The following is a 26,393-nucleotide window of genomic DNA, read 5'->3' on the forward strand; positions in this document are numbered from 1 at the left end:
GTCGTTGGTCGACCCGACGCCCTCCAGCGAAACCCTGAGCAGATGCAGGTAGGGGGCGATCTTGGTCAGACGGCGCTCGATCCGGTATCCGTTGGTGCAGATCTCGACGCGCGGGCCCAATTCCTTGTTGGCGTGGCGGACGACCTGTGCGAGGTCCCCGCCTACGCGCCGAATCGCGGTTGCGGGCTTTGTTTCCTTCTCCGAGTCACAGGGCGCTCACCTTCCACCGGGAACACGCAGGCCCTGTGAAGCTACGACCTGCCGTTCATTCAGTCGTCGTGGTGGTGGCTCAGATGGGGGGGCCAGCGGTGGGTGTGCGTTGGCCGGTCGCCTGGTCATGGGTGCAGGAATACGGGGAGGGCGGTCAGCTTCCAGGAGTTGGGGTGGGCCTCGCGGATCAGTTCGTCAGGGGGGAGGGCCAAGGTGAGGTCGGGGAAGCGGTTCCACAGGAGAGTCCAGGCGGTTTGGGCTTCCTGGAGGGCGAGGTGGTCGCCGATGCAGCGGTGGGGGCCGTGGCCGAAGCCGACGTGCGGGGAGCCGTGGCGGGTGCGGGTGATGTCGCGGCGGTCGGGGTCCGGGTGGGCGCGGGGGTCGCGGTCGGCGGCGGCCATGACCGGCAGGACCGCTTCGCCCCGGTGGATGGGGCATGCGCCGAGGTGAAGGTCTTCTGTGGCGTAGCGGGGCAGGGCGCGGGGGTTGGGGCCGGACCAGCGCATGAATTCGTCGGCGGCATGGGGCGCCAGGGCTGGGTTGCCGCGCAGGAGGGCGAGTTGGTCGGGGTGGGCGAGCAGGCCGGCGATGCCGTTGGCGATGAGGTTGACGGTGGTGGCGTGCCCGGCGAAGACGAGGTTGAGGATCAGGGCGACGTTCTCGGTGGGGGTGAGTGGGTCGTCGTGGGGGGCGAGCAGGGCGGAGATGAGATCGTCGCCGGGGTGGGTGTGGTGGTGGTCGACGAGGGTGTGCGCGGAGGCGATCAGTGCGTGGAGGGCGTCGCCCAGGGCAGTGCCGGTGGCGCCGTCGGTGAGGACCCGGCCCCAGGCGGCCCAGTTCGGGCGCTCGGGTTCGGGGACGCCGACGAGTTCGCAGATGACGGTGACCGGCAGAGGGTGGGCGAGGTGGGGGATCAGGTCGACGGCACCGTCTTGGCCGGCGTGGGTGGGGAGGGCGTCGAGGAGGGCGTGGGTGAGGTGTTCGATGCGGGGGCGCAGCCGCGTGACGCGGCCGGTGGTGAAGGCCCGGACGACTCTGCGGCGTAGGCGGTGGTGTTCGGGTCCGTCGGTTCCGAAGAGGGATGAGCGCAGGTACTTGGCGTCTTCGGGGCGGGCGCCGCGGGTGCGCCAGAGCTGTTCGATGCGGTGGCTGGGTTCGGCGCCGGGGACGTGGGCCGGATCGACGACGAAGCGGGGGTCGGACAGTACCTGGCGCACGTCGTCGTAGCGGGTCGCCACCCACATCGGCTCCACTCCGGGCATGACACCGCGGACCAGCGGGGCTCGTTCGCGTACGGGGGAGAACGCTCGAAAGGGGTCGCGCATGAGCAGAGGATCGAGCAGGTCGATCGTCTCGGACGGGGGCCCCGGGCCGGCGCGTCGGCGCCGGTGCCGGTGTCGCGCTGGGGCGGGCTGGTGCTCTCCGGTTGCGAAGTCCTGGCCCGTTCGGGGTCGTTCTGCTCCGTCATGGACATTCCTCCCTCGAAGATCGGGTCAGGAGTACGGGACACGCTCGCCGGGAAATTTCGTGGGGAAACGGAACGCCGGCCGTGGCTGTGCGACGCCGGACCGCGGCCGGTACAGGCAGCTATTCGAGAGGATCCCTTTTTAGTGCAACTGGACTTCAATCGGTGCACGGCATACTCACTTCTGCTCGACGCCCCTTTTACCTGGCGCTCGAAAAATTGGCAGCCGGGAGGAAGCGTTCGGATACGGCACGCCGACGTAGAGGACAGAGGCCACTCCCGTTAAGTGCGCGGCCAGATCCATTGTCGGCTTCGCGGTCACAGCGGGGAATCGCTTGAACGAATGACTCGTCACTTCCTGCATGGACGAAAAAACGTCACCTCAGAGGGCGCGAATCATTTCCCATGCCTACACGCTTATCCCACCCCGGCAACTGCCGTCCCATCGGAAAGACCGATGCGTTCGCGCGGCGCCTCTACGCGCTCGCCCGGAGCGCGGGCGCCAACGGGCGGGCCAAGGCCCGGACGGCGCGTGCGGCAGCGGCTGCGGTGGCGGATCAAAGGACCGCATGGCGCGTTCACCCAGACATTCCGCGCTGCCGGGGCTACGCCGTTGCAGGTGGCGGTGAGCTGCTCGCCCGAAGGGGCTCCAGGCCGGGCCGACCCCGACGACCATGCGCTCGGGCGTTCCCGCGGCGGCCTGAGTGCGAAGGTCCACCTCGCCGGCGACGGCCATGCACGCCCCAGGACCCTGCATGCCACCGCGGGCCAGGCGGGCGACGCACCGGCATTCGAGACCGTCATGGCGGGCATCCGTGTTCCGCGAAGCGGGCCCGGAAGTCCGAGGACCCGATCCGATGCCGCCCTGGCGGACCGCGCGTACTCATCCCGCGCGATCCGAAGTCACCTCGGCCGACGCGGGATCCGTACTGTCCGCGGGAGAAGCTTCAGGGCTGGTCGTCGGAGTGGAGGGCGTGTTCTTTGAGGAATGCGCCCGCGTGGGCCGCTGCCTCTTCTGCGGTCGCGTACGGCGCCCGCTCGGCGACCGTGCCGGACGCTCTCCCTGGAGCGGATGGCCGAGGCCAGGGGGTTCAGGCGTCGTACAGGGCCTTGTCGAGATCTGTCTGTTCTTCCGGGGTGATCTCAGAGGCCGTCATACGACAACTACAGTTTCCGAAGTCGTCGATGTGAACTTAATTTTGCACGTCGTATCGGTTGTCACCGCATCGGAGAGACAGGCCCTGAGCGTCGGCTTGATATCCGTGGAGCCGGTGCGTCAGCAAGTGGTTGCTCTGTACTGAAGGAGTAGCGGCGCCGGTGGACAGACGCCTTTGGGTGGAGCGGCACGACGCAGCACGGCTCAACCGGGTGCTCCCGTTTCTGGTCAGGGAAAAAAGATCCTGAGACGGCACCCACCCGGAACGGGACAACATGATCGCTCGCGGTCTCGTCATGCGCAGGTCTCGGGTTCGCATTCCGAAGGCGGCTCCGAGGGGAACCCCAGGCCAGCATCTGGCCTGGGGTTTCTTGTTCTCGTTGACCTGGGATCCCCGGCAGATCGGGCACTGCTCGTCTGCGGATCGTCGTGCGCGGGTCGAGGGTTCGGTTTCTGTGGCGAGATCGGCGAATCAAGGCTCTGGAATGGTCTCTTGCTTGCCCGCTGTGACGGGCCAGGCCAGGCGCAACGGGGCACGGTGGACAGCCGTGCGTGGGGCTGCGTCAGGGGGCCGCCACTGTTCCGAGGCCGACGAGGCACATCCACCGGTCGCCGACGGGGCGGCGGGCGGCGTCGAGCTGTCCGGTACTTACGGCCTTCATGCCCCACGGTGAAGTGGGTCAGGGACGGGAGCGCTGGTCTGCGGGGGCCGACGCTTTCGTTGCGCATGCGTCCCACTCGCTCATCGGTCGTGCTCCTGCGCCGCGGTGATGGTGGGTTTCTGCGGGGTTATCGGGTCCTGAAGCGGCGGTGGAGGTTGCGGGCGACGTGTACGCCCGTGCCGCCGAAGCCGACGATGTCGACGCGTCCGTCGCCGGTGATGTCGGTGAGGAATCGGGGGTGGCGGTCGACCCGCCAGGCACCTGCGCCGTCGTCGTATCCGAATCCGCGGCATACCAACTGGGCCTGTTCGAAAGTGCCGTCGCCGTTGTTGTGCGATACCCAGACGCCCTCGTTGCCGAAGCCGATGATGTCCGGGTTCCCGTCGCCGGTGACGTCGGCCAGGAGCCGGTGGTGCTTGTCGCCTGTCCATCCCTGGGCCTGCCCGTAGTCGTTCAGGACGAGTCGGGAGGGCTCGAACGTGCCGTCGCCGCGTCCGCGTGCGACGGTGACGCCCTGCGGGCCGAAGCCGACGATGTCCGGTGCACCGGCGCGGGTGGTGGCGACCACGAACCGGGGGTGCTCCCTGATCGAGCTCCATCCCTGGTCGACCCCGAAGTCGTCCAGGAAGTAGAGAGGTTCGGCGAACGCTCCTTCCTCGTCCTGGAGGGATACCCAGAGGCCGTCGTCGTGGCAGCCGATGATGTCGAGCCTGCCGTCGCCGGTGGTGTCGGCGAGGTAGCGGGGGTGCTTGTCGACGAGCCAGCCACCGGCCTCCTCGCTGTGGCCGAACGCTCGGAGGACGGGTTCGTCGGGGAGCGGTGCGAACTTTCCTTCTTCGTCCTGGAGGGATACCCAGAGGCCGTCGTCGTGGCAGCCGATGATGTCGAGCCTGCCGTCGCCGGTGGTGTCGGCGAGGTAGCGGGGGTGCTTGTCGACCAGCCAGCCGCCGGCCTGCTGGCCGTGGCCGAACGCCTTGAGGACCAGTTCGCCGCCTTCAGGTGCGAAGGTCCCGTCCTCGTCCTGTGCGGACACCCGGACTCCGCCGGTGCACAGGGTGACCACGTCGGGCCGGCCGTTGCCCGTCAGGTCCACGACGGACCACAGGTCCGACGGGTTCGGAGTGGTCACTCCCTGGTGCAGGGGGCGTTCGTCGTCGAATGTGCCGTCGCCTCGGCTGGGCGAGGTCACGGCTCCCTTCGTGGATCTGATCCCCACGATGTCGGCCCGCCCTGTTCCCTCCGTGTCGGCGAGGAACCGCGCACCGACCCCGGCCCAGCGGTCCGGTTCCCCGCTGGAGGAAGGGGTGACCGCGTCGGTCTTCCAGGCGGCGCTGCCCTGGTCGCTCCCGAACTTCTCCAGGACCAGCAGGACGTTGCTGAAGGAGGGCGTCGCGTCGGGTGCCGGCCGCAGCGCGCTTTTGCCGTGGGTGAGTCGCCAGGACTGGCGACCGTTCCAGTGGCTCAGCGGCGCCCAGTCCAGCACGAGGTCGCTGGTGCGCTCCGGCTCGGCCGGGACGAATCGCCACCGCTGGCTCTCCGCGAGGTCGTCGTACTCGCTGAGGACGATCCGGGTGTCGTCCTTCCCTGGTTCGTCGAGGTCGAGCACCGCGCCGTCGGCCGCGCCCTCGATGAAGTAGAGGCCCGCTTCGCCCGAGACGGGGAAGAGGCGCCACTGCTGGCCCTCCTTGCCCGAGGCGTCCGACTGGCGGACGCCCTGGCCCGCGGCAGCCGGAGTGTCGAGCACTTTGCTGCCGGCCGTGTTGCGGATCACGTACGCCGGGTCATCCTGTGAGCCCGGCACGGGGATGAACTGCCACTGTTCCGGGCGCGGGCCGTCCTCGGGGTGGTCGCGGACGGCGAGCGTCCCGTCCGCGGCCGGCGTGGCCTTCGCGCCGAGGGGCTGGCCCGTGGCGGCGTTGACGATCTCCAGCTTCAGGTCTTGCGTGGGCACGGGCATCGTGGTGCCTCTTCCGGGCGGTTGGTGCGACGGCTCGGGACAGGTGTGGCGCGGTGGAGGCTGCGGCTCACGTGAAGACGTGGTGGTAGGGGACGTCCCACTCGTTGGGCAGCCGCGGGTAGAAGGTGTTGATGACCGTCCCGGTGAAGTCGCCGCCCCAGTTGTAGGTGAGGCGCGCTTCGCTGTCCTTCGCCACGGAGTGATCCTTGAACCCGAGGATGGCGTCGGGGTGGGTGATCGGCACGAAGGTGATCCCGCCCCACGGTGTCACGGTGACGACCCACAGCTGGGTGTCCTCCGTCGCACCGTTCTTCCCGCGCCACTTGTCGGCCACCTTTCCGGGCAGGCCCACCTGCAGGGTGTCGGCCGTGCTCTGCGGGGCGTCCTGGTGGACGGTGACGCGCCTGCGCTCCGGCTTCGGGGTTCCGTCGTCGCCGCGACCGGCATCCGCGTCGGCCGTGCCGGCGGGCGGGGGCGTCACCTGGCCCGCGGCGCTCTCGATGAAGTACAGCGGGCGCTGGCCGAAGAAGCCGCCGGGGGTGATGTGCCAGAGGTGGCCACGGGCGTCCTTGGTGGCCGGGTCGAGCGCGGTGGCCAGTTTGACGCCCTTGTCGTGGCTGCTCGCCGCCAGCTCCGCGGGTCGCAGGTAGCCGCCGTTGAAGGCGTGGACGAGCATGACCGGCCGATTTTCGATGATCGCGGCCACGATGGCGTTGTCGTAGCTGTTCACCGCCACTGGACCGCCGACCACCAAATTCGCCGTTGCCGTGCGTTCTTGGGTATACATCGCGGAAACCTCACCTGTTTCTTGATGCGGGGAACAATGCCCCGGGCGCTCAGTGAAATGGTTTATCACGCAGCATTACCGCGCGATCAGTCGTGCGCGGGAGGGGGTGGGCCCATAACCGAATATGCGACCGAAGCAAATGGGCCTAAACTGGCAATATTCGAGGTCGTGGTGGTGCAGCGCAGATCAGGAAGATCCTCGATCGGGTGATCGGGAGCGCCTGAGATTCTTGATCACCCGTTTGGGTGCGATGCGCAGAAGTGTCCACTCCGTCAAAGCCGGCCCTGTTAGCTTCATTTGCCGGAGCGTGTGTGGATTCCCTTTTTTGCCATTTTACCGAGTGCGGTTTCGGCCAGATCAGTCGAGGACAGAAATTGCCTTCCAACGTGTACAACCTGGAACGGGCCAAGCGCCGGCCGCTGACGAAGAAGAACCTGCGGGAACTCAACATCGAGCAGACCTGGCAGTCCATCCTGGAGCACCCCAACCTGGTCTACGTCGACGACTACGGGGTGCGGCACAAGCCCGTCGGCTTCTCCGTGAACAAGTCGAGCTTCGGCTCCTTCCCCGGCAGCGCGTACCAGCTGGGCTGGCTCGCCTACATGAACCTCGGGGAGCCGTTGATCGAGGAGCGGCGCAACATCACCCAGCCCCCGCCCGACACGTTCTCCTCGCGCACCTACGTCAACCGCAGCGGGTCCGACATGGACTTCACCGACTCGGTCGACTTCAATGTGTCGAACGGGGCCACGTGGTCACTCTCGGGAGACACCAAGCTCACCTTCGGCGGCAACGTCAGCGCCCAGCTTCAACTCCAGCTCCAGAACAAGCTCGGCCTGAACCTCCAGGGGCAGCTGGGGACGCAGCTGAAGAACGAGATGGCGAACAAGAACGCCAACACGGTGACCAACAAGAACAGCAAGGACAGTGTGGGCGTGGACAACGCCAACACGGTCGACACGTCGGTGAGCAACGGGATGACGAACTCCGCCTCGGCCTCCATGACCGGCTCGGTGGACTTCACCACCACGGGCAGCGCCTCCGGCACCGCAGGCCTCAACGCCGCCCTGGCCCAGGGCGTCACGGCCTCCGTCGGCGGTTCCCTGACCACCAGCTGGGCCTCGAAATCGCAGATCTCCGGCACGGTCCCGCCGAACTCCCGCGTGGAGACCATCGTCACCCAGCGCCGCGCCCTCAAGCAGTACACCTACGAGATTCCGGTGACCTTCTCCGGTCTCCTCGCCGTGAAGTACGACGTTCCGGTGGCGGTCCTGTCGCCACCGCAGCCGGGTGACTATCCCCGGCTCGACCAGCTGGTCGCCCGCGACATCAGCGACCTCGACCTGGCCGGCGGCGGCTTCCGCATGAAGGGGCTGGCCGAGGTCGTCTCCGCACTGGAGGTCCACCACACGATGTTCGACGGCGAGAGCCTCACCGACAGCGAACGAGATCTGTACAAGAATCCGTGACCGGCGGGCGGCGCCGCCGCAACGACCAGAGGTGACAACCATGGTGTTCAAGAACGTCTTCGACTCCGCCGGAACAGGCGCGGGGCTCTTCTCGGTGACCACCGACCGTGACAAGCCACAGCCGGGAGCGGGCGTCGACTTCGAGGACGCGGACGACGACACATACGACGACACGACCACGAGCCTCTTCACCAGCGGGATCCACGGTGCTTCCCACCGGGCGAAGACCGTGCGGGAACAGGCGCCCGAAGCACGAGTCATCCTGGGTTTCCTCGCCTCCTTCGTCCAGACCATCCAGGCATCCGCCGGCACCCAGGCCGCCTACGCCCAGGACCCCGGATCCGTGTCCACCGCCGCGGCAGCCGGGATGGAGAAGTCCAGCGAGACGGTGACACAGCGGGGCGATCTGCAGAAGGGCGAGGGCCTGCAGGCACCGAGGAGGAGCGACTTCAAGGCGCCCGACGCACCGGCGTCGCCGACGGCCGAAGAGCCTTCCAAGGCGCCCAAGGCCACCGCCGAGAAACCGTCCGACCGTAAGTAGGCCCACCGGGTCCGAGTGGTCAGGGGCGGCGCCGCCCCTGACCACTCGTGCGTTCACACAGGCAGCAGCTGCCACTGCCGGTCGCGGTGATCGCCCTGCGCCCCGTACTGCTTGACCACCGCGGGGGCGTTGGTGTCGACGCGCAGCAGCAGACCACTGTTGCGGTTCGCGATCTCGTACACCCGCGGGGTGTCGGTCACCGACCCCACCGGGATCAGCCTCCACTGCTGGTGCTCGGCGTCGCTGCCTTCGTAGGCGCGCTGCGCGACCACCGCCCCGTCAACAGTGCCTCCTCCGACGACCTCCAGCACCTTGCCGCTGCGCACGTTCTCGATCCGGTACAGAACCTCGCCGGCGGCCTGGCCCGCTGCGATCAGCCGCCACCGCTGGTGAGCCCGTGGCGAGGCGAGGGACTGGTGGGCCTCGGCCCCGTCCTTGGTGGACTCACGCAGGACACCCAGCCGCAGCCTGCTGCGCACGTTGGCCCAGGAAACCACCGTGCCCGACCCGGGCAGCCCTGCCATCTTCTCCGAGGTGACCTTCCGGATCCGGTTGTTGAGGTGGTCGGCGATGTAGAGGGTGTCGACGCAGTCCACGGCGAGCCCGAACGGGTTGTACAACTGGGCGGCTGCGGCCGTGCCGCCGTCGCCGCCGAAACCCGCGGTGCCCTTGCCGGCGAACGTAGTGATCTTCCCGTCCGGCGTGACCTTCCGGACGCGGTGGTTGTTGTAGTCGGAGATGTAGAGGGTGCCGGTGCTGTCCACCACGACCCCCAGGGGCAGGTTCAGCTGTGCGGACGTCGCCGGGCCTCCGTCGCCGCTGAACCCCGCGGTGCCCTTGCCGGCGACCGTGCTGATGGTCCCGTCGGCCGCGACTTTGCGGATGCGGTGGTTGTTTCCATCGGTGATGTGGAGGATGTCCGCGTCATCCACGGCCAATGCGTACGGGCGGTTCAGCTGGGCTGAGGCCGCGGGGCCATCGTCTCCCGTGAATCCCGCCACGCCTGTCCCCGCGACCGTGCTGATCTTCCCGTCTGCCGTGATCTTCCGGACCCGGTGGTTGCCGTGGTCGGAGATGTAGAGGGTGCCGGTGCTGTCCACCGCCACCCCCAGCGGATAGTTGAGCCGGGCCTGGGTGGCCGAGCCTCCGTCACCGCTGAACCCCGCGGTGCCCGTTCCGGCAACTGTGCTGATGGTCCCGTCAGTGGTGATCACCCGGACACGGTGATTGGCGGCGTCGGTGACGTAGATCCGGCCCTCCGCGTCCACCGCCACCTCGCGCGGACAGTTCAACTGGGCCGATACAGCAGGACCGCTGTCGCCCCGGTATCCGGCACCGGCACCGGCGACCGTGCTGATCTTCCCGTCAGTGCCGATCTTCCGGACCCGGTGGTTGTTGTAGTCGGAGAAGTAGAGGCTGCCGGTGCTGTCCACCGCGATCCCGTACGGGCGGTTCAACTGCGCCGCTACGGCGGGCTCGTTGTCTCCCTTGAACCCCGCGGCCCCTGTCCCCGCGACCGTGCTGATCTCGGCGTCGAAACTCTCGCCACCGGCTTCCGTCCGGGCAGTGCTCATCGTCGTCCCTTCACCAGCCGGCCGCCCACTACAGCCGGTTGTAGATCGATTCCAACAAGCCATGCGTCCGTCCGGCTGACAAAGTCACCAACGGGTTCCTTCACGCTCCGAGTTGACGGGGGTTCCCATGTCTCCGCCGATCGGCCGCGATCCGCGGTCAGCGCTCGGAGGTGACAAACGGGCACGGCGTGCTGTGCCGTGACCCGTGACCCGTGACCCGTGGCCCGGGGCGGGCACCTGCCCGATGCCTGAACAGCTGCGCATCTGCCTCAGACACGAATCCCGGCGGACCGGACGGCGTGCCGCTCCTGTCCCTGAGACGCACGCGCGGACCTGATGCTTCGGCATGTCTACCTCGGACACGCCTACAAGGGGCAGTCGGAGGCACCGCGGCTGTCACGGCGCTTCGCGGCAGGCGGCGGCACTCCGCTCGATCTCGACACCTCCACGACGCCGAAGGCTGCAGAATCGCGGCCTTCGGCTACTGGGCGGGCTACGCCAGGCAGCACCGTGCGGCATCACCTGGCGCGAACGCTGCCGGTCTCGTGATGCGTAGGTCTCGGATTCGCATCCCGGAGGCGGCTTCATCCGAAGCCCAGCTCAGACACACCTGAGCTGGGCTTCCGTGGTTCTCAGGGGGCTCTCCGTGAGGTCATTCCTCCAGGCCGTTGCCCCAGATCCATGCGGCGATGCCGACCCGGTTGCGGACGTTCAGTTTGCGCTGGACGTTGGCGACGTGCGTCTTGGCCGTCCCGGCCGAGATGAACAACTCGGTCCCGATCTCCGCGTTGGTCATCCCCTTGGCGACCAGGCGGGCGATCTCCGTCTCCCTGGCCGTCAGCGCGTCCCTCGGCTGCGTGGTCCTGGGTCTGCCGGCGTCCCGGTGGTGCCGCAGCAGGCTGACGGTGAGGGAGGGGCTGATCAGCGTGTCGCCCGCCATCGCGGCGCGGACCGCCTCCACCAGCAGGGCCGGCCCCGAGCGCTTCAGCAGGAAGCCGCAGGCGCCGTTGCGCAGGGCGGTGTGGACGTACTCGTCGAGTCCGAACGTCGTCACCACCACCACGCGCATCGGGTCCCCGGCGTCCGGGCCGGCGAGCCGCCTGGTGACCTCCAGGCCGTCCAGGCGCGGCATGCGGATGTCGGCGAGCACCACGTCCGGGCGCAGCTTCGCGGCGAGTTCGACGGCCTGCAGACCGTCGGACGCCTCGCCGATCACCTCCATGTCGGGCTGGGAATCCAGGATGAGGCGGAATCCGATGCGTACGGATTCCTGATCGTCGGCGAGGAGTATGCGAACTGTCACGGTCGGAACGGTAGTTCGGCTTCGCCTCGGTCAGCCACCGGAAGCCGTTACGGGTGGCGGGCGCCGTGTTCCGGCCGGGATCCGCATGAAGCGCCGGTCCCCCGGGCTCCTATCCTTGGCGGGCGCGTACGGCTCCGGCCGGGCGCGAACGACCGCAGGGGACAAGGCCATCGGGGGATCGGGTCAGCATGGGCGAGGGCGCGGGCAAGGACAGCGGGCGGTATACGGCGATGGAGGGCATACGCCCCCTCGCGGCCGGTGATCCCGCCCGGATCGGGCCGTACTCCCTGCTCGGCCGGCTCGGCGCGGGCGGGATGGGCCGGGTGTATCTGGCCCGCTCGGCGGGCGGGCGCACCGTGGCCGTGAAGGTGGTGCACGAGGAGCACATCGCGAACGGAGAGTTCCGGGCCCGTTTCCGGCGGGAGATCGAGGCGGCCCGCCGGGTCGGCGGGCGCTGCACCGCCCCTGTGCTCGACGCCGACGCGGACGCCGAGCCGCCGTGGGTGGCCACCGGCTATGTGCCCGGCCCCTCGCTCGAACAGGCCGTCAGAGAGCACGGTCCGCTGCCCGCCGAGTCGGTGCACGCCCTGGCCGAAGGACTGCTGCGGGCGCTGCGTGGCATCCATGCCGCGGGGATCGTCCACCGGGACCTGAAGCCGTCCAACGTCCTGCTCACCGTCGACGGCCCCCGCGTCATCGACTTCGGCATCGCCCGTGCGCTCCAGGTCTCCGTGGAGTCCTTGCTGACCAGTACCGGCATGGTCATCGGCTCGCCCGGCTTCATGGCGCCCGAACAGATCCTCGGTGAGGCGACCGGGCCCGGCGCGGACGTCTTCTCTCTCGGCTGTGTCCTGATGTACGCGGCCACCGGACGCCTGCCGTTCGGGGCGGGTGCGAGCAACCAGCACGCGGTGATGTTCCGGATCGTCCAGTCCCCGCCGGACCTCGCCGCGGTGACCGACGCCCCCTTGCGCGAGCTGATCGAACGCTGCCTGACCAAGAGCGCCGCCGAACGGCCGGAAGTCGACGCGCTGTTGGAGGGGCTGGCGCACTCCCCGTCCTCGGCTCCCCTGCGCGGCGCCTGGCTGCCGCCGGTGCTCCTGGCCCGGCTGGCGCAGCAGTCGGCGCTGCTGCTCGACGCGGAGGTGCCGGAGGTGCCGGAGGTCGCTGGGGCGAGCGAGGCCGCGGGCGTACCCGATGCCGCGGATGTGCCGGAGGCCGCAGGCGTACCCGTTGCCGCGGATGTGCCGGAGGCCGCTGGGGCGATCGAGGCCGCAGGGGTACCCGATGCCGCAGACGTGTCGGAAGGCGCAGGCATGCCGGGGGACGCGGAGGCCCCGGCCGTTCCCGGTCCCGGTCCCGTTCCCGGTCCCGTTCCCGGTCCCGTTCCCGGCCCCGTTCCCGGTCCCGGCCCCGGTCCCAGTTCCGTTCCCGCTCCCGGTTCCGCTTCTCGGGACCTTGGCACGGTCGGTCTGCGGCCTGCTCCGCCGAAGGGTGACGAGCCGGGTCCGACGGCCGGCCCGACGCCTGTTCTCCGGCCCGGGACGGCCGGAGACCGGGCTCCGCAGCGCCGTCGGCGGACCTGGATCATCGCGGCCGTCGTCGTCGCCGTGCTGGCGGCGGGCGGCACGACGGCCTTCCTCAACCGCGATCCGGGTGGCGCCACCGATGCCCGGGGCGGAGGGGCCTCCGCGCCGCCCGCCGCCAGTGACGTCCCCTCCGGTCCCGCCGCCTCGCCCTCCGGGAAGGGCGACGACGCGGACGACAAGGACGACGACAAGGACGACAAGGACGGGGCGGAGGACGGCGGGAAGGGGAAGAAGCAGGGCGACGGAGGCGACGCGGAGGCCGGGCAGGGCGTCGGCGGCGGTGACGGCTCCGCTTCCGGTGGGGGGTCGTCCGGCGACGGGGGAGCGGCGGCCTCCGGCGGAGGCGGTGCGCAGGGCGGGGGCGGTTCGTCGGGGTCGGGCGGCTCCGGGGGCGCCGCGAAACCGCCCGCCCCGGACCCGGACCCCGCCGCCCCGGACGGCCGGGTGCCGCAGCACTTCGTCGGGACGTGGGCCATCGCCTCCCCGTACGACGTCCTCCAGCCCCACACCGTGGTCGTCCGGCGGGTGTCGCCGGGGCAGAGCGCGGTCACCCTCATCGCCGACGTACAGGGCTCCGGGCACTGTGAGTACACCGCGAAGCTGACGTCCGTGGCGGACGGCGGACAGCGGATCAACGTGGGGGCCGCCGTGGTGGACGAGGCCCGTTCCACCGGAATGTGCCGCGACACGGACCCCTCGTTCTTCGCCGTCGCGGGGTCCGGCATCCAGCACGACGTCGGCCCCGCCCATGGCGACGGCTACCGCTACAACCGCGCCTGAACGGCTCCGGTCAGTCCGGCGCCTCGCCCGGGTACGCGCTCTCGAACGCCGCCTGGAACAGGGCCGTGACGTCCTGCCCGGTGAGGCCTTCGGCGCGGGCCCGGTCCAGCCAGTCGGCGAGTGCGGAGCGCAGCGGAGAGCCGGGGCCGGACTGGGGCTGGGCGAGGGAGCGGGTGATGAACGTGCCCGCTCCCTGGCGCACCTCGGCGAGGCCCATGCGTTCCAGTTCGCGGTAGGCCTTCAGGGTCGTGTTCGGGTTGACCTTGGTGGTCGCGGCGACCTGCGCGGCGGTGGGCAGCCGGTCACCCTCCTCCAGCGCGCCCATGCGCAGCGCCTGCTCGACCTGCCGAACGATCTGGAGATAGGTCGCCACTCCACTGCGCCGGTCGATGCGGAACACGACCACGGTCTTCACCTTCCGCTCGATGACGGCATTTTATGTAGGAGGAGCGGGCGGTGTTCACAGCGGGCGGCGGGTGACCCGCCACAGGGTGAACGCCGTGAGGAGGGCCGTTCCGGCGAGCAGGATGCCCGCGGCGGTCCACTGCATCGGCGCCATCTGGCTGTATTCGAGGTATTCGATCACGTCGTTGACGATGCCGTGTTCCTTGATGCACGCGTTCTGCGCCTTCTCGGTCGCCTCGGCGCAGGTGCCCCAGCCGTACAGGGTCCCGTCGGCGCTGCCGACCCAGCGGTCCACCTCGTACGCGTCGGCGTAGCGGGCCGGGAGTTCGCTGCCCATCGGGTAGGTGAAGAGGTGCGTGTCGCCGAGGCGTCGGCGCACCTCGTCCCAGACGAACATGGTGGTGATGGCCGTGAAGAGGAACGTGACCACCATGGCCGGGAGCGTCCGGCGGATCAGGGTGCCGATGGTGATGCCGGCCGCGGTCAGGAAGAGGAGGAACGCGGGCAGGACGGGCCCGGTGTTGTCGAAGATGACGCCGTCGATCCAGTCGCTGAGGAAGACCGAGCGGTACGGCTTCCACCACCAGGTGAACAGCGCCGAGAGCACCACGCCGGAGACCAGCGCCAGGGTGTAGGCCAGGCCCAGCTTGGCGATCAGCCACTGGCGGCGGGTCGCCGACTGGGTGGTGACGAGCTGCGCGGTGCCGTTCTCCTGGTCGCCCGCGATCAGCGGGGCGCCGATGAAGACGGCGAGGATCAGGGGGAGGCCGCCGAGGATGGAGGTGATGTAGTTGTAGCCGCGGTTGTTCTCCAGTGGCTGGCCCGCGTCCTTCTCCGGCCAGCCCTTCGCGTCGAGCAGCTGGACCAGCTCGTTGCGCTCGTACACGATCCAGAGGGCGGTCAGCAGCGTGAGGCCGAGGACGCAGACCAGCGCGGTCCGGTGCTGGCGCACGACGAGCCACGGCATTCCGCGCAACAGGCGGCGTCCGGAGCCGGGTTCGGTGGGCTTCTCGGTGAGGGTGGTGCTCATGCGGCCTGGGTCCCTTCGGCCTCGACGCGGGCGCCCTGGGTGTAGAGCGAGGGCGCGTCCGGGGAGCGGAGATGGGCGAGGAGGACTTCCTCCAGGGAGGGTTCGGCGCTCTCCCAGTCGGCCGGCAGCGGAGCCTTCGGCCGGATCATCGCCTGGAACTGCCGCCCCTGGAGGCGGGTTTCGACGACCGTGTGTTCGGCCAGCTCGGTCGGCAGCGAGCCGTCCCGGGTCACCCCGGTGACCAGCGCGTGGGCCGGGACCAGCGCGTCGGCGTCACCGGCCATCCGGATCCGGCCCTCGGAGACCACCAGCAGGTAGTCGCACATGTCCTCCAGCTCGGTCAGCATGTGTGAGGACATCACCACCGTGGTGCCGCGCTCGACGGCCTCCGCCATCAGCAGCGTGCTCATCTCGTCGCGGGCCAGCGGGTCGAGGTCCGACATCGGCTCGTCCAGGAGCAGCAGGTCCGGGCGCTTGCCGAAGGCGAGGGCGAAGGCCACGCGGGTGCGCTGGCCGCCGGAGAGCGTGCCGATCCTGGCGTGCAGCGGGACGTTGCCCGAGCGGACGATGCGCGTCGCCGCCGCCGCGTCCCAGCCGGGGTTCAACTCGGCGCCCATACGCAGGGTGTCGGCCACGGTGAACCGTTTGAACAGCGGCTTCTCCTGGCCGAGGAACGCGAAGGTGGGCATCACGGCGGGGTCGTCGACCGGTACGCCGAAGATCCGCAGTTCGCCGGTCGTCGGCTGCACCTGCCGGGTCGCCAGATTGAGCAGGGTGCTCTTGCCCGCGCCGTTCGGGCCGACCAGGCCGCAGATGCGGCCGGCCGGGATCCGGAAGGAGCAGTCGCGCAGCGCCCAGCCGCGCCGGTAGCGCTTGCCCAGGCCGCGGGCTTCCAGTGCCCAGCTGCCGGACGTCGCGTTCAACGTGCCCGTGTCCGCCATGCGCCTCACCTCAAATCCATTAGTCAATTAATGGAATCATGGAGTTGTGGGGGAGTGGCTGTCAAGCCCGTCCAGCCGGTCAGGCAGGGGGAGGGAGAGGGAAGGGAGGGGGAAGGGTGACGGTCCGCAACGCTCGTGCTCGGCCCTTCCAGGGCATAGGCTCGCCCCATGGGCAGCCACTCCGCACATCTGCCGCACCCGACCACCCCGGCCGGCCGGGAGGGGCTCGACGCCGTTCTCGCCCGGCCCGACCGCGCGGTCGTGGCCCTCGACTTCGACGGCACGCTCGCCGACATCGTCCCGGACCCCGAGCAGGCCCGCGCCCACCCCGGCACGGTGACCGCGCTCGCCGCGCTCGCGCCGAAGGTCGCCGCCATCGCCGTGATCACCGGCCGCCCGGCGGGCGTCGCGGTGCGCTACGGAGGCTTCGCGGGCGTTCCCGGCCTGGAGCACCTCGTCGTGCTCGGGCATTACGGCGCCGAGCGTTGGGACGCCGTCACCGGTACGGTGAACACCCCCGCGCCGCACCCGGGCGTGGCCGCGGCACGTGCCGAACTCCCCGGCGTGCTGCACGCGTTCGACGCCTGGCACGGCACCTGGATCGAGGAGAAGGGGCAGGCCGTCGCCGTCCACACCCGGCGCGCCCAGGACCCGCAGGCGGCCTTCGAGACGCTGCGCGGGCCCCTCGGCGAGCTGGCGGCGAAGCACGGTCTGATCGTCGAACCGGGCCGCCTGGTACTGGAGTTGCGCCCGCCCGGCATGGACAAGGGCGTCGCGCTCGCCACGTTCGTCGCCGAGCTGGACGCCGAGTCCGTCATCTACGCGGGCGACGACCTCGGGGACCTCGCCGCGTTCGCCGCGGTGGAGAAGCTGCGGTCCGAGGGCCCCGACGGCATCCCCGGTCTCCTGGTGTGCAGCGGCAGCACCGAGGTGCCCGAACTGGCCGAGCGCGCGGACCTGTCGGTGCCGGGCCCGGCCGCGGTGGTGGATTTCCTGGCGGCCCTGGCCGAACGGTTGTAGCGGGCCGGCCGGTGCGCCGGGCCGCCCGTCTGAGCGGCTGCCCGGCGCGAGCCCCGGGTCCGGGCGAGCCCTACCGGCAGAAGCACCCCGGCGCGCGGCCGGGGCCCTTCCTCCGGGTCGGCCCCGCCCCGTGGGCCGTCACCCCTGGCGCAGCGCGTCCAGCTGGTCCAGGAACCACTGCTGGGGCGGCAGTGCGGTCGCGGCCTCGGCCAGCCGCTTCGTGCGGCCGGACCGCTCGTCCGCGCTCATCGTCAGCGCCTCGTGCAGGGCCTCCGCCGTGCCCGTCACGTCGTACGGGTTCACCACGATCGCGTCCGCGCCCAGTTCCTCGTACGCCCCCGCCTCCCGCGACAGCACCAGCGCGCAGCCGTGGTCGGAGACGACGGGCACCTCCTTGGCGACCAGGTTCATGCCGTCGCGAATGGGGTTGACCAGGGCCACGTCCGCCAGCCGGTACGCGGCCAGCGAGCGGGCGAAGTCGTCCTTGACGTGAAGGACGACCGGCGTCCAGCTCTCGGTGCCGTACGCTCCGTTGATCTCCGTGGCCAGGGACTGCACCGCCGCCGTGTAGTCCCGGTAGACGGCCAGGTCCTGCCGGGAGGGGTAGGCGAAGGCGATGTGCACGACGCGCTCGCGCCACTCGGGGTGGGCGTCGAGCAGGGCCCGGTACGCGTGCAGGCCGCGCACGATGTTCTTGGACAGCTCGGTGCGGTCCACCCGGACGATGGTCTTCCGGCCCTCGCCCACCTGATCGCGCAACGCCGCCATCCGCTCGTCCACGTCCGCCTCGTGCGAGCGCCGGCGCAGGAAGTCCGCGTCGGCCCCCAGGCCGTGCACCCCGATCCTGGTCCGGCCCGTCCCGCCCAGGATCTCCGTGCAGCAGCCGATGAACGCGTCCGCCCAGCGCCGGGTCAGGAACGCGGCCCGGTCCGCGCCGAGGACGCCGCGCAGCAACTGCTCCGCGATGTCGTCGGGCAGCAGCCGGAAGTAGTCGACGGGCGCCCACGGGGTGTGCGAGAAGTGGCCGATCCTGAGATCCGGGCGCAGCTCACGGAGCATGCCGGGGACCAGGGCCAGGTGGTAGTCCTGGACGAGGACCGACGCCCCGGGGCCCGCCTCCTCGGCGAGCGCCCGGGCGAAGGCCCGGTTGTACGTCTCGTACGAGGCCCACCGACGGCGGAACTCCGCGTCGAAGACCGGCTCGACGGGCGTCTGGTAGAGCAGGTGGTGGACGAACCACAGCACCGAGTTGGCGATGCCGTTGTACGCGTCGGCGTGCACCTCCGCGTCGATGTCGAGCATCCGCACGCCCGCTTCGCCGACCCCGCGCCGCACCGCCTCGCGGTCCCCGTCGCCGAGGGCCGCGCAGACCCACAGCTTGTCGTCGACGGCGCTCAGCCCGGAGACCAGCCCGCCGCCGCCGCGTCTGGCGTCGAGCGTCCCGTCCTCGCCGAGCGTGTACGAGACGGGGCCGCGGTTGGACGCGACGAGGACCCGGGCGGTGGAGGCGGCCACGGGCTCGGATCCGGGTTCGGTTTCGTGTTCGGCGTGCTCGGAGACCATGTAGCGGAACCTAGCCCGTTCGGGAAGCCCCCAAACGCCTCAAGGCGTCAAGCGGCCCATCGCTCCGCGTACTCCGCGATCTCCCGCATCGGCGGCCGCTCCTCCGTGTCCACCGCATGGGTGCGGGGCACGAAGCCGTCCTCGCCGCGCTCGAACTGGGTCAGCACGGGCCGCACCAGATGGCCCCGGGAGAGCCGCAGCTGCGCCGTGCGGTAGATCGCCGCCGCCATCCGGCCCAGTGCCTGCCCGTCCTGGTGGCGGTGGACGCGCACGCCGACGTCGACCTGGCCCAGGGCGTCCAGACCCACCGTGTGCAGCGCGTCCACCAGCAGCCCCAGCTCCACTCCGTAACCGACCGGGAACGGCAGCCGCTCCAGCAAGGACCGCCGCACCGCGTACTCGCCGCCCAGCGGCTGAACGAACCCGGCCAGCTGGGGCCAGTGCAGATTGAGCAGCGGGCGCGCCACCAGCTCGGTGACCCGGCCGCCCTGCCCCGCGCTCTTGCCGAGCGGGCGGTCGTACATCGCCTTGACGAACTGGACGGACGGGTCGGTGAGGAGCGGCCCGACCGTACCCGAGACGAAGTCCGCCGAGAAGTCTCTGAGATCGGCGTCCACGAAGCAGACGATCTCACCACTGGTCACCAGGAGTGAGCGCCACAGCACCTCGCCCTTGCCGGGCAGGGCCGGTATCCGGGGCAGGATCGCGTCCCGGTGGACCACCCGGGCGCCCGCCGCCCGGGCCACGGCGGCGGTGGCGTCGGTGGAGCCGGAGTCGATCACCACGAGTTCGTCGACGAGCCGGACCTTCTCCATCAGCTCCCGGCGGATCGTCGCCACGATCGCACCGACCGTGGCCTCCTCGTTCAGGGCGGGCAGCACCACGCTCACCGACGTGCCGCGCGGATCGGCCTCCCGGGCGTCGGTGAGCCGGTTCAACGGGCGGTCGCCGGACGACCAGGAACGCCTGGTCAGCCAGCGTTCCACCTCTTCGAGCACGGTCGGCACTCCCTGTGTGTGATCCATCTCGCGGTTCGGACGACTATCTCAACGGTCCGGTGCTTCGGTTACAGTCTTGAACAACGCGTATGGCCGTCGCATGTCGGGGTCGGACCGCACACAAACGCCTGGATCGAAGATCCAGCGCCATAGAGCTCATCCAGAGGGACTGAGGGAACGGCCCGTTGAAGTCCCGGCAACCCTCCCGCCGACCGCGAGGTCACGGTGGGGAAGGTGCCAATTCCGTCTTGCGGCGAAATGCGTCGCGAGGAAGATGAGGAGAAAGGGACCTCCGCCATCATGGCTGTTCAGACCGTTGCAGGCAGCACCGCTTCTTCTTCCGCCCCGGCCGTCGATCTCGGTCCCGCCGCGGCGCTTTCCTGCCGCGAGTGCGGCGAGCGTTTCGAGCTCGGCCCCCTCTTCGCCTGCGCGTCCTGTTTCGGGCCGCTGGAAGTGGCCTACGACCTGCCCACCGGCTCCCCGGAGGAGCTGCGGAAGGCCATCGAGGCCGGCCCGGACAACATCTGGCGTTACGCCCCGCTGCTGCCGGTGCCCGCCGACGTCGCGGAGAAGCCCAACATCAACCCCGGCTTCACCAAGCTCGTCAAGGCCGACAACCTCGCCCGTGAGCTGGGTGTCACCGGCGGCCTGTACGTGAAGGACGACTCCGGCAACCCGACGCACTCCTTCAAGGACCGCGTCGTCGCCATCGCCGTCGAGGCCGCCCGCGCCTTCGGCTTCACCACCCTCTCCTGCTCCTCCACGGGCAACCTGGCCGGAGCCGTCGGCGCAGCCGCCGCCCGGGCCGGACTGCGCTCCTGCGTCTTCATCCCGCACGACCTGGAGCAGGGCAAGGTCGTGATGGCCGCGGTGTACGGCGGTGAGCTGGTCGGCATCGAGGGCAACTACGACGACGTCAACCGCTTCTGCTCCGAGCTCATCGGCGACCCGCTCGGCGAGGGCTGGGGCTTCGTCAACGTCAACCTGCGCCCGTACTACGGCGAGGGCTCCAAGACGCTGGCGTACGAGATCTGCGAGCAGCTCGGCTGGCGGCTGCCCGACCAGATCGTCATCCCGATCGCGTCCGGCTCCCAGCTCACGAAGATCGACAAGGGGTTCCAGGAGCTGATCAAGCTCGGCCTCGTCGAGGACAGGCCGTACAAGATCTTCGGCGCCCAGGCCGAGGGCTGCTCCCCGGTCTCCGCCGCCTTCAAGGCCGGTCACGACGTCGTACGGCCCCAGAAGCCGAACACCATCGCCAAGTCGCTGGCCATCGGCAACCCGGCGGACGGCCCGTACGTCCTGGACATCGCCCGCCGCACCGGCGGCGCGGTGGAGGACGTGACCGACGAGCAGGTCGTCGACGCGATCAAGCTGCTGGCGCGCACCGAGGGCATCTTCGGCGAGACGGCGGGCGGCGTGACGCTCGGCGTGACGAAGAAGCTCATCGAGGCGGGCGTCATCGATCCGGCGCTCACCACCGTCGTCCTGAACACCGGCGACGGGCTCAAGACGCTGGACGCGGTCTCCGCGACCTCCCAGGCCACGGCGACCATCAAGCCGAGCCTGGACGCGTTCCGCGCCGCGGGCCTCGCCGCCAACTGATCACCCGAGACTTCAGGAAGGCACCCACCATGAGCGTCAAGGTCCGCATCCCCACCATCCTCCGTACGTACACGGGCGGCCAGGCCGAGGTCCCGGCGGAGGGCGCCAAGCTCTCCGAGGTCATCGAGTCCCTGGAGAAGGACCACCCGGGCATCGCGGCCCGGGTCCTGGACGACCAGGGCAAGCTCCGCCGCTTCGTGAACGTGTACGTCAACGACGACGACGTGCGCTTCGAGGGCGGGCTGGACGCGGCCACGCCGGACGGCGCGGGCGTCTCGATCATCCCCGCGGTCGCCGGCGGCTGCTGAACCGCCGGGCCGCCTCCCGGCGGCCCCATCGCACCTCTGTGTGACCACCATTGCCCCCTCCGCGAGAGAAGCGGAGGGGGCAATTCTGCATGGTTGAGCACGGTAGAGTTGGGGAAGCACCGTCCGCTGCTCGTGCCGCCCGCATATGAGAATGCGCCTGGCCCCGATAAGAAGCAGCCAAAGTACGTGAACCCTTTGTGGCATAAGTGCCCTTTGTCTGGCCCGACTTGCCCGTAAATCTCTGCAAACCCGCATATTCGCGTGTTCTTCCCTGCCCAGAATTCTCGTCCGATTGACCTGTTGCAGAGGGCAGTTGGGCGGATACATTCGGCCGCGGTCGACGCGCTGCGGCGCCGCGCACCCTCTCCTGTCGGAGGGTGAGTTCCGACCCGGGCCCGCGAAGTGCGGTCCCGTGCAAGGGCCAGTAATAGGGGAGTTAGGCATGGCTCAGGGCACCGTCAAGTGGTTCAACGCGGAGAAGGGGTACGGCTTCATCGCGGTCGACGGTGGTGCGGATGTTTTCGTCCACTACAGCGCGATCCAGATGGACGGGTACCGCACCCTCGAAGAGGGTCAGCGAGTTGAATTCGAGATCTCGCAGGGCCAGAAGGGGCCCCAGGCCGACATGGTCAAGCTCGCCGTCGGCTGAGCTCGGCGCGGTCGTCCGACGACACTACTCACGCACGCAGGGCCCGGCTCCCGGATCAGGGGACCGGGCCCTACGTGCGTCCCGGCGTCGCGGCGTCCCGGCGTCCCGGCGTCCCGGCGTCCCGGCGTCCCGGCGTCCCGGCGTCCCGGCGTCCCGGTGTCGCGGACCGCGTTCGGCGGGTGCTGACGGCCCCGCCGGGCGGGCGCCGTCATTCACATCCGATGGGCGCCGTTGTCCACATCCGGAGAGGGACGCTTGCACTCGCAGGGGTCGAGTGCTAATCATTGGCGTTAGCACTCTCCAGGTGAGAGTGACAGAAACTTGGACCGGGCCGGTGAGGCCCGCAGGCGCGGTGGGGCAAGGAACCACCACGCAGGCAGGCCGTCCGTCGCGGGCGCCTCTCGGTCCGGAGAATCCACCCCTGTCCGGGAGGACCACTTCACATGGCCAAGATCATCGCGTTCGACGAGGAGGCACGGCGCGGTCTCGAGCGCGGGATGAACCAGCTCGCCGACGCCGTCAAGGTCACCCTCGGCCCCAAGGGCCGTAACGTCGTCCTCGAGAAGAAGTGGGGCGCGCCCACGATCACCAACGATGGTGTTTCCATCGCCAAGGAGATCGAGCTCGAGGACCCGTACGAGAAGATCGGTGCGGAGCTGGTCAAGGAGGTCGCCAAGAAGACGGACGACGTCGCCGGCGACGGTACGACCACCGCCACCGTTCTGGCTCAGGCTCTCGTCCGCGAGGGTCTGCGCAACGTCGCCGCAGGCGCCAACCCGATGGCCCTCAAGCGGGGCATCGAGAAGGCCGTCGAGGCCGTCTCCGCCGCTCTGCTGGAGCAGGCCAAGGACGTGGAGACCAAGGAGCAGATCGCTTCGACCGCCTCCATCTCCGCCGCCGACACCGAGATCGGCGCCAAGATCGCCGAGGCGATGGACAAGGTCGGCAAGGAAGGCGTCATCACCGTCGAGGAGTCCCAGACCTTCGGTCTGGAGCTTGAGCTCACCGAGGGTATGCGCTTCGACAAGGGCTACATCTCGGCCTACTTCGCGACCGACATGGAGCGTATGGAGGCGTCGCTCGACGACCCGTACATCCTGATCGTCAACTCGAAGATCGCCAGCGTCAAGGACCTGATCCCGCTGCTGGAGAAGGTCATGCAGTCGGGCAAGCCCCTGCTGATCATCGCCGAGGACGTCGAGGGCGAGGCGCTCTCCACCCTGGTCGTCAACAAGATCAAGGGCACGTTCAAGTCCGTCGCCGTCAAGGCTCCGGGCTTCGGCGACCGCCGCAAGGCCATGCTCGCGGACATCGCCATCCTCACCGGTGGCACCGTGATCTCCGAGGAGGTCGGTCTCAAGCTGGAGAACGCCGGCCTGGACCTGCTCGGCCGTGCCCGCAAGGTCGTCATCACCAAGGACGAGACCACGATCGTCGACGGTGCCGGTGACAGCGAGCAGGTTCAGGGTCGCGTCAAGCAGATCCGTGCCGAGATCGAGAACTCCGACTCGGACTACGACCGCGAGAAGCTCCAGGAGCGTCTGGCGAAGCTGGCCGGCGGCGTGGCCGTCATCAAGGCCGGCGCCGCCACCGAGGTGGAGCTCAAGGAGCGCAAGCACCGCATCGAGGACGCGGTGCGCAACGCCAAGGCCGCCGTCGAGGAGGGCATCGTCGCCGGTGGTGGCGTGGCTCTGCTCCAGGCCTCGGCCGTCTTCGAGAAGCTCGACCTCACGGGCGACGAGGCGACCGGCGCCAACGCCGTGAAGCTCGCGCTGGAGGCCCCGCTCAAGCAGATCGCCGTCAACGGTGGTCTTGAGGGTGGCGTCGTCGTGGAGAAGGTGCGCAACCTGCCGATCGGTCACGGCCTCAACGCCGCGTCCGGCGAGTACGTCGACATGATCGCCGAGGGCATCATCGACCCGGCGAAGGTCACGCGCTCCGCTCTGCAGAACGCCGCGTCCATCGCCGCGCTCTTCCTCACCACCGAGGCCGTCATCGCCGACAAGCCCGAGAAGGCCGCCGCGGCGGCTCCGGGCGGCATGCCGGGCGGTGACATGGACTTCTGATCCGCCGCGGAGCCCCGGGCCTCTCCGGGTGCCTCCGGCTGATCGAAGTTCGCGTACGTCCCACAGGGGCGGTACCTCTTCACGGAGGTGCCGCCCCTGTGGCGTTTCCCGGCCGACGGGCCGGGGCGTGCGGGGCGGCGCGCACCGCCCGCGTCCGGTCCGACCGGTGGGCTGGAGTGCGGGCGGGCTTTGCCGTTCTCCCCGCATGCTTGGGCGCGGGGCGGGGGCCGCACGGTCGCGAGCAGGCGGAACCGGCGGATCTGCGTCCCTTGATGATGGTGACGGCTGACGGAGGGGGTCCGGGTGAGCACGGTGGCGGGGACGACGCGAGCGGGCGAGAGCGGGAACGAGGGCGAGGGCGAGGGCGAGGAGGACAGGGGTGAAGGGGAGGAAACGCTCCGGGAGCCCGTTGAGCAGTCGGCCAGGGGGGATGTGGGGCAGCGGGCCGGGAAGCCTGTTGAGCAGTCGGCCAGGGGGGCCGTGGGGCAGCGGGCCGGGGAGCCCGTGGAGCCCGGGGAGCCCGTGGAGCCCGTGGAGCGGGAGCAGGCCGGAGATTCCGCCGAGGGCGAGCCGGGCGCCGGCCCCTCCCCTCTCCGCCTCCTCCTCTCCCGGGTCCGTCCGCACCGCGGCGTTCTCGTCCGCGCGGGCCTGCTCTCGCTCGCCGGATCCGCGGCGGGTCTCGCGATGCCGCTGATGGCGAAGCACGCGGTCGACGCGTTCGCCGCGGACCGTTCGCCCGCGGGGCCACTCGTCGCACTGACCGCGCTCGTGCTGGTCGGAGCCTGCCTCTCCGCGTACGGGCGCTACCTCATGTCCCGTACGGGAGAAGGCGTCGTCCTCCGCGCACGTGACCAACTCGTGGGCCGCATCATGCGGTTGAAGGTCCCGGCGGTGGACCGGCTGACTCCGGGCGACCTCCAGTCACGGGTGACCAGCGACACGACCCTGCTGCGGACGGTCCTCTCCAGCGGTCTGGTCGAGTCGTTCAACAGCGTGCTGATGCTGCTGGGGACGATCGGCTTCATGGCGTACATGGACCTGACGCTGCTCGGCGTGACGCTGGTGGTGATCGTCGGCATCGGCGCCGTGACCTCCCTGCTGATGCCGCGCATCCAGCGGGCCCAGCTCCGCGCCCAGGAGTCCGTGGGCGCGATGGGCGCGGCACTGGACCGGGTGCTCCAGGCGTTCCGCACGGTCAAGGCGAGCGGGGCGGAGGAGCGGGAGACGGCGGCCGTCGCGGCGGCTGCCCGGCACGCGCACGACCGGGGCGTCTCGGTGGCGCGGTGGTCGTCGGTCTCCGACGTCACCATGGCGATGTCGATCCAGCTGGCGTTCCTGGCGGTGCTGGGCGTGGGCGGCGCGCGGGTCGCGTCCGGCTCGCTGGAGATCTCGTCGCTGATCGCGTTCCTGCTCTACCTCTTCTATCTGATGGGCCCGATCGGCGGTCTGGTCGAGGGCTGGACGGGCTTGCAGAGCGGGCTCGCGGCGGTGCGCAGGATCGACGAGGTCGAGTCGCTGCCCGGCGAACCGGCCGCCGACCCCGGAGCCGTACGGCAGGAGATCCCCGCGACTCCGCTCGGCGTCACGTTCCGGGACGTGACGTTCGGCTACGGGGATGAGCGGGCGCCCGCGCACAAGGGGGTGACGTTCGACGTTCCGACCGGCGGTCTGGTCGCCCTGGTGGGCCCGTCCGGGGCGGGCAAGTCGACGGTGTTCAGCCTGCTGGAACGCTTCTACGACCACGACGGCGGCACGATCACCGTCGCCGGCCGGGACATCCGGGACTGGCCGCTGGCCGAGCTGCGGGGCTCACTGGCGTACGTGGAACAGGACGCGCCGGTCCTGGCCGGGACGCTGCGGGAGAACCTCCTCTTCGCCGCCCCGGACGCCGAGGAGAAGGTCCTGACGGAGGCGGTGTCCCGTACCCGCCTGGACTCCCTGGTCGACCGGCTGCCGGAGGGCCTGGACACGGCGGTGGGCCACCGGGGCGTCACGCTCTCCGGCGGCGAACGCCAGCGGATAGCCATCGCCCGGGCCCTGTTGCGCCGCCCCCGCCTCCTGCTGCTCGACGAGGTCACCTCGCAGCTGGACGCGGTCAATGAGCAGGCGCTGCGGGACGTGATCCTCGAACTGGCGGCACAGACAACGGTGTTGGTCATCGCGCACCGCCTCTCCACCGTCCGGCACGCGGACCGCATCGTGGTCCTGGAGGACGGCCGGGTCCGCACGGCGGGCACGCACGAGGAGTTGATCGCCGGGGACGACCTGTACCGCGAGCTGGCGACGACGCAGCTCGCGGCAGACGCGCGGTGAGG

19 protein-coding genes, 1 pseudogene and 1 riboswitch are annotated in these 26,393 nt (G+C 70.1%); of the genes and pseudogenes, 10 read left to right on the forward strand and 10 right to left on the reverse strand.

All coding sequences use genetic code 11. The features are described from left to right. Window positions 1–335: 335 nt before the first annotated feature. Entirely contained in the window at window positions 336–1,535 is a 1,200-nt protein-coding gene (locus PSQ21_RS19335; RefSeq protein ID WP_274031862.1) for a cytochrome P450 family protein, read from the reverse strand. 816 nt (window positions 1,536–2,351) lie between these two features. On the opposite strand from PSQ21_RS19335, the pseudogene PSQ21_RS19340 reads away from it, so the two are divergent. Then, window positions 2,352–2,609 (forward strand): annotated as a pseudogene (locus PSQ21_RS19340) (IS5/IS1182 family transposase); the annotation flags it as partial. A 1,011-nt stretch (window positions 2,610–3,620) separates the two neighbouring features. Here PSQ21_RS19340 and PSQ21_RS19345 read toward each other — a convergent pair. Further along, window positions 3,621–5,450, reverse strand: a complete 1,830-nt coding sequence (locus PSQ21_RS19345; protein WP_274031864.1) for an FG-GAP-like repeat-containing protein — start codon at window positions 5,448–5,450, stop codon at window positions 3,621–3,623. A 67-nt stretch (window positions 5,451–5,517) separates the two neighbouring features. Further along, window positions 5,518–6,237 (reverse strand): hypothetical protein, encoded by a 720-nt coding sequence (locus PSQ21_RS19350; RefSeq protein WP_274031865.1) that lies wholly within the window; start codon window positions 6,235–6,237, stop codon window positions 5,518–5,520. A 374-nt stretch (window positions 6,238–6,611) separates the two neighbouring features. Here PSQ21_RS19350 and PSQ21_RS19355 point away from each other — a divergent pair, with 374 nt between their 5' ends. Then, window positions 6,612–7,706: a hypothetical protein gene (locus tag PSQ21_RS19355; protein ID WP_274031867.1), complete on the forward strand. Its 1,095-nt coding sequence runs from the start codon at window positions 6,612–6,614 to the stop codon at window positions 7,704–7,706. A gap of 40 nt (window positions 7,707–7,746) precedes the next feature. Continuing rightward, window positions 7,747–8,247, forward strand: a complete 501-nt coding sequence (locus tag PSQ21_RS19360; protein ID WP_274031868.1) for a hypothetical protein — start codon at window positions 7,747–7,749, stop codon at window positions 8,245–8,247. Between the two features lie 53 nt (window positions 8,248–8,300). On the opposite strand, the gene PSQ21_RS19365 is transcribed toward PSQ21_RS19360, so the two are convergent. Together PSQ21_RS19365 and PSQ21_RS19375 are read right to left on the reverse strand one after the other, a co-directional pair. Further along, window positions 8,301–9,821: an NHL domain-containing protein gene (locus PSQ21_RS19365; protein ID WP_274031869.1), complete on the reverse strand. Its 1,521-nt coding sequence runs from the start codon at window positions 9,819–9,821 to the stop codon at window positions 8,301–8,303. Between the two features lie 652 nt (window positions 9,822–10,473). Then, entirely contained in the window at window positions 10,474–11,124 is a 651-nt protein-coding gene (locus PSQ21_RS19375; RefSeq protein WP_274031871.1) for a response regulator, read from the reverse strand. 188 nt (window positions 11,125–11,312) lie between these two features. Here PSQ21_RS19375 and PSQ21_RS19380 point away from each other — a divergent pair, with 188 nt between their 5' ends. Further along, window positions 11,313–13,493 carry a serine/threonine-protein kinase gene (locus PSQ21_RS19380; RefSeq protein ID WP_274031872.1) on the forward strand — a complete coding sequence of 727 codons (2,181 nt, stop codon included), beginning with the start codon at window positions 11,313–11,315 and terminating at the stop codon, window positions 13,491–13,493. Between the two features lie 10 nt (window positions 13,494–13,503). Here PSQ21_RS19380 and PSQ21_RS19385 read toward each other — a convergent pair whose 3' ends face one another. The 3 genes from PSQ21_RS19385 to PSQ21_RS19395 are packed head-to-tail and all read right to left on the reverse strand — an operon-like array spanning window position 13,504 to window position 15,869. Beyond that, on the reverse strand, window positions 13,504–13,908 hold the full coding sequence (locus PSQ21_RS19385; protein WP_274031874.1) for a GntR family transcriptional regulator: 405 nt from the start codon (window positions 13,906–13,908) through the stop codon (window positions 13,504–13,506). 45 nt (window positions 13,909–13,953) lie between these two features. After that, on the reverse strand, window positions 13,954–14,928 hold the full coding sequence (locus PSQ21_RS19390; protein WP_274031876.1) for an ABC transporter permease: 975 nt from the start codon (window positions 14,926–14,928) through the stop codon (window positions 13,954–13,956). Beyond that, entirely contained in the window at window positions 14,925–15,869 is a 945-nt protein-coding gene (locus PSQ21_RS19395; RefSeq protein ID WP_274031878.1) for an ABC transporter ATP-binding protein, read from the reverse strand. The genes PSQ21_RS19390 and PSQ21_RS19395 overlap by 4 nt, the downstream gene beginning before the upstream one ends. A 168-nt stretch (window positions 15,870–16,037) precedes the next feature. Between PSQ21_RS19395 and otsB the strand changes: the two genes are divergently transcribed. Continuing rightward, complete coding sequence (gene otsB / locus PSQ21_RS19400; RefSeq protein WP_274031879.1) at window positions 16,038–16,889, forward strand: trehalose-phosphatase; 852 nt, start codon at window positions 16,038–16,040, stop codon at window positions 16,887–16,889. 138 nt (window positions 16,890–17,027) lie between these two features. Here the strand turns inward: otsB and PSQ21_RS19405 are convergent, their stop codons facing one another. Both PSQ21_RS19405 and PSQ21_RS19410 read right to left on the reverse strand, forming a co-directional pair. Continuing rightward, window positions 17,028–18,452 carry an alpha,alpha-trehalose-phosphate synthase (UDP-forming) gene (locus PSQ21_RS19405; RefSeq protein WP_274031880.1) on the reverse strand — a complete coding sequence of 475 codons (1,425 nt, stop codon included), beginning with the start codon at window positions 18,450–18,452 and terminating at the stop codon, window positions 17,028–17,030. Window positions 18,453–18,499: 47 nt separating this feature from the next. Continuing rightward, window positions 18,500–19,450, reverse strand: coding sequence for a glucosyl-3-phosphoglycerate synthase (locus PSQ21_RS19410; RefSeq protein ID WP_274035836.1), 951 nt, complete (start codon window positions 19,448–19,450; stop codon window positions 18,500–18,502). A gap of 153 nt (window positions 19,451–19,603) precedes the next feature. Next, a riboswitch (SAM riboswitch) is annotated at window positions 19,604–19,731 on the forward strand. A 19-nt stretch (window positions 19,732–19,750) separates the two neighbouring features. Here PSQ21_RS19410 and thrC point away from each other — a divergent pair. The 5 genes from thrC (at window position 19,751) to PSQ21_RS19435 (ending at window position 26,391) form a co-directional block, all read left to right on the forward strand. Next, complete coding sequence (gene thrC / locus PSQ21_RS19415; RefSeq protein ID WP_274031881.1) at window positions 19,751–21,055, forward strand: threonine synthase; 1,305 nt, start codon at window positions 19,751–19,753, stop codon at window positions 21,053–21,055. 29 nt (window positions 21,056–21,084) lie between these two features. Continuing rightward, on the forward strand, window positions 21,085–21,363 hold the full coding sequence (locus PSQ21_RS19420; RefSeq protein WP_003967347.1) for a MoaD/ThiS family protein: 279 nt from the start codon (window positions 21,085–21,087) through the stop codon (window positions 21,361–21,363). Between the two features lie 442 nt (window positions 21,364–21,805). Continuing rightward, a complete protein-coding gene (locus PSQ21_RS19425) occupies window positions 21,806–22,012 on the forward strand; it encodes a cold-shock protein (protein WP_003967346.1) in 207 nt (68 codons plus the stop codon). Window positions 22,013–22,455: 443 nt separating this feature from the next. Next, window positions 22,456–24,078, forward strand: coding sequence for a chaperonin GroEL (groL, locus tag PSQ21_RS19430; protein WP_274031887.1), 1,623 nt, complete (start codon window positions 22,456–22,458; stop codon window positions 24,076–24,078). 303 nt (window positions 24,079–24,381) lie between these two features. After that, window positions 24,382–26,391, forward strand: coding sequence for an ABC transporter ATP-binding protein (locus PSQ21_RS19435; protein ID WP_443334397.1), 2,010 nt, complete (start codon window positions 24,382–24,384; stop codon window positions 26,389–26,391). Window positions 26,392–26,393: the final 2 nt, after the last annotated feature.

This window comes from Streptomyces sp. MMBL 11-1 (assembly GCF_028622875.1).
Classification (GTDB): Bacteria; Actinomycetota; Actinomycetes; order Streptomycetales; family Streptomycetaceae; genus Streptomyces.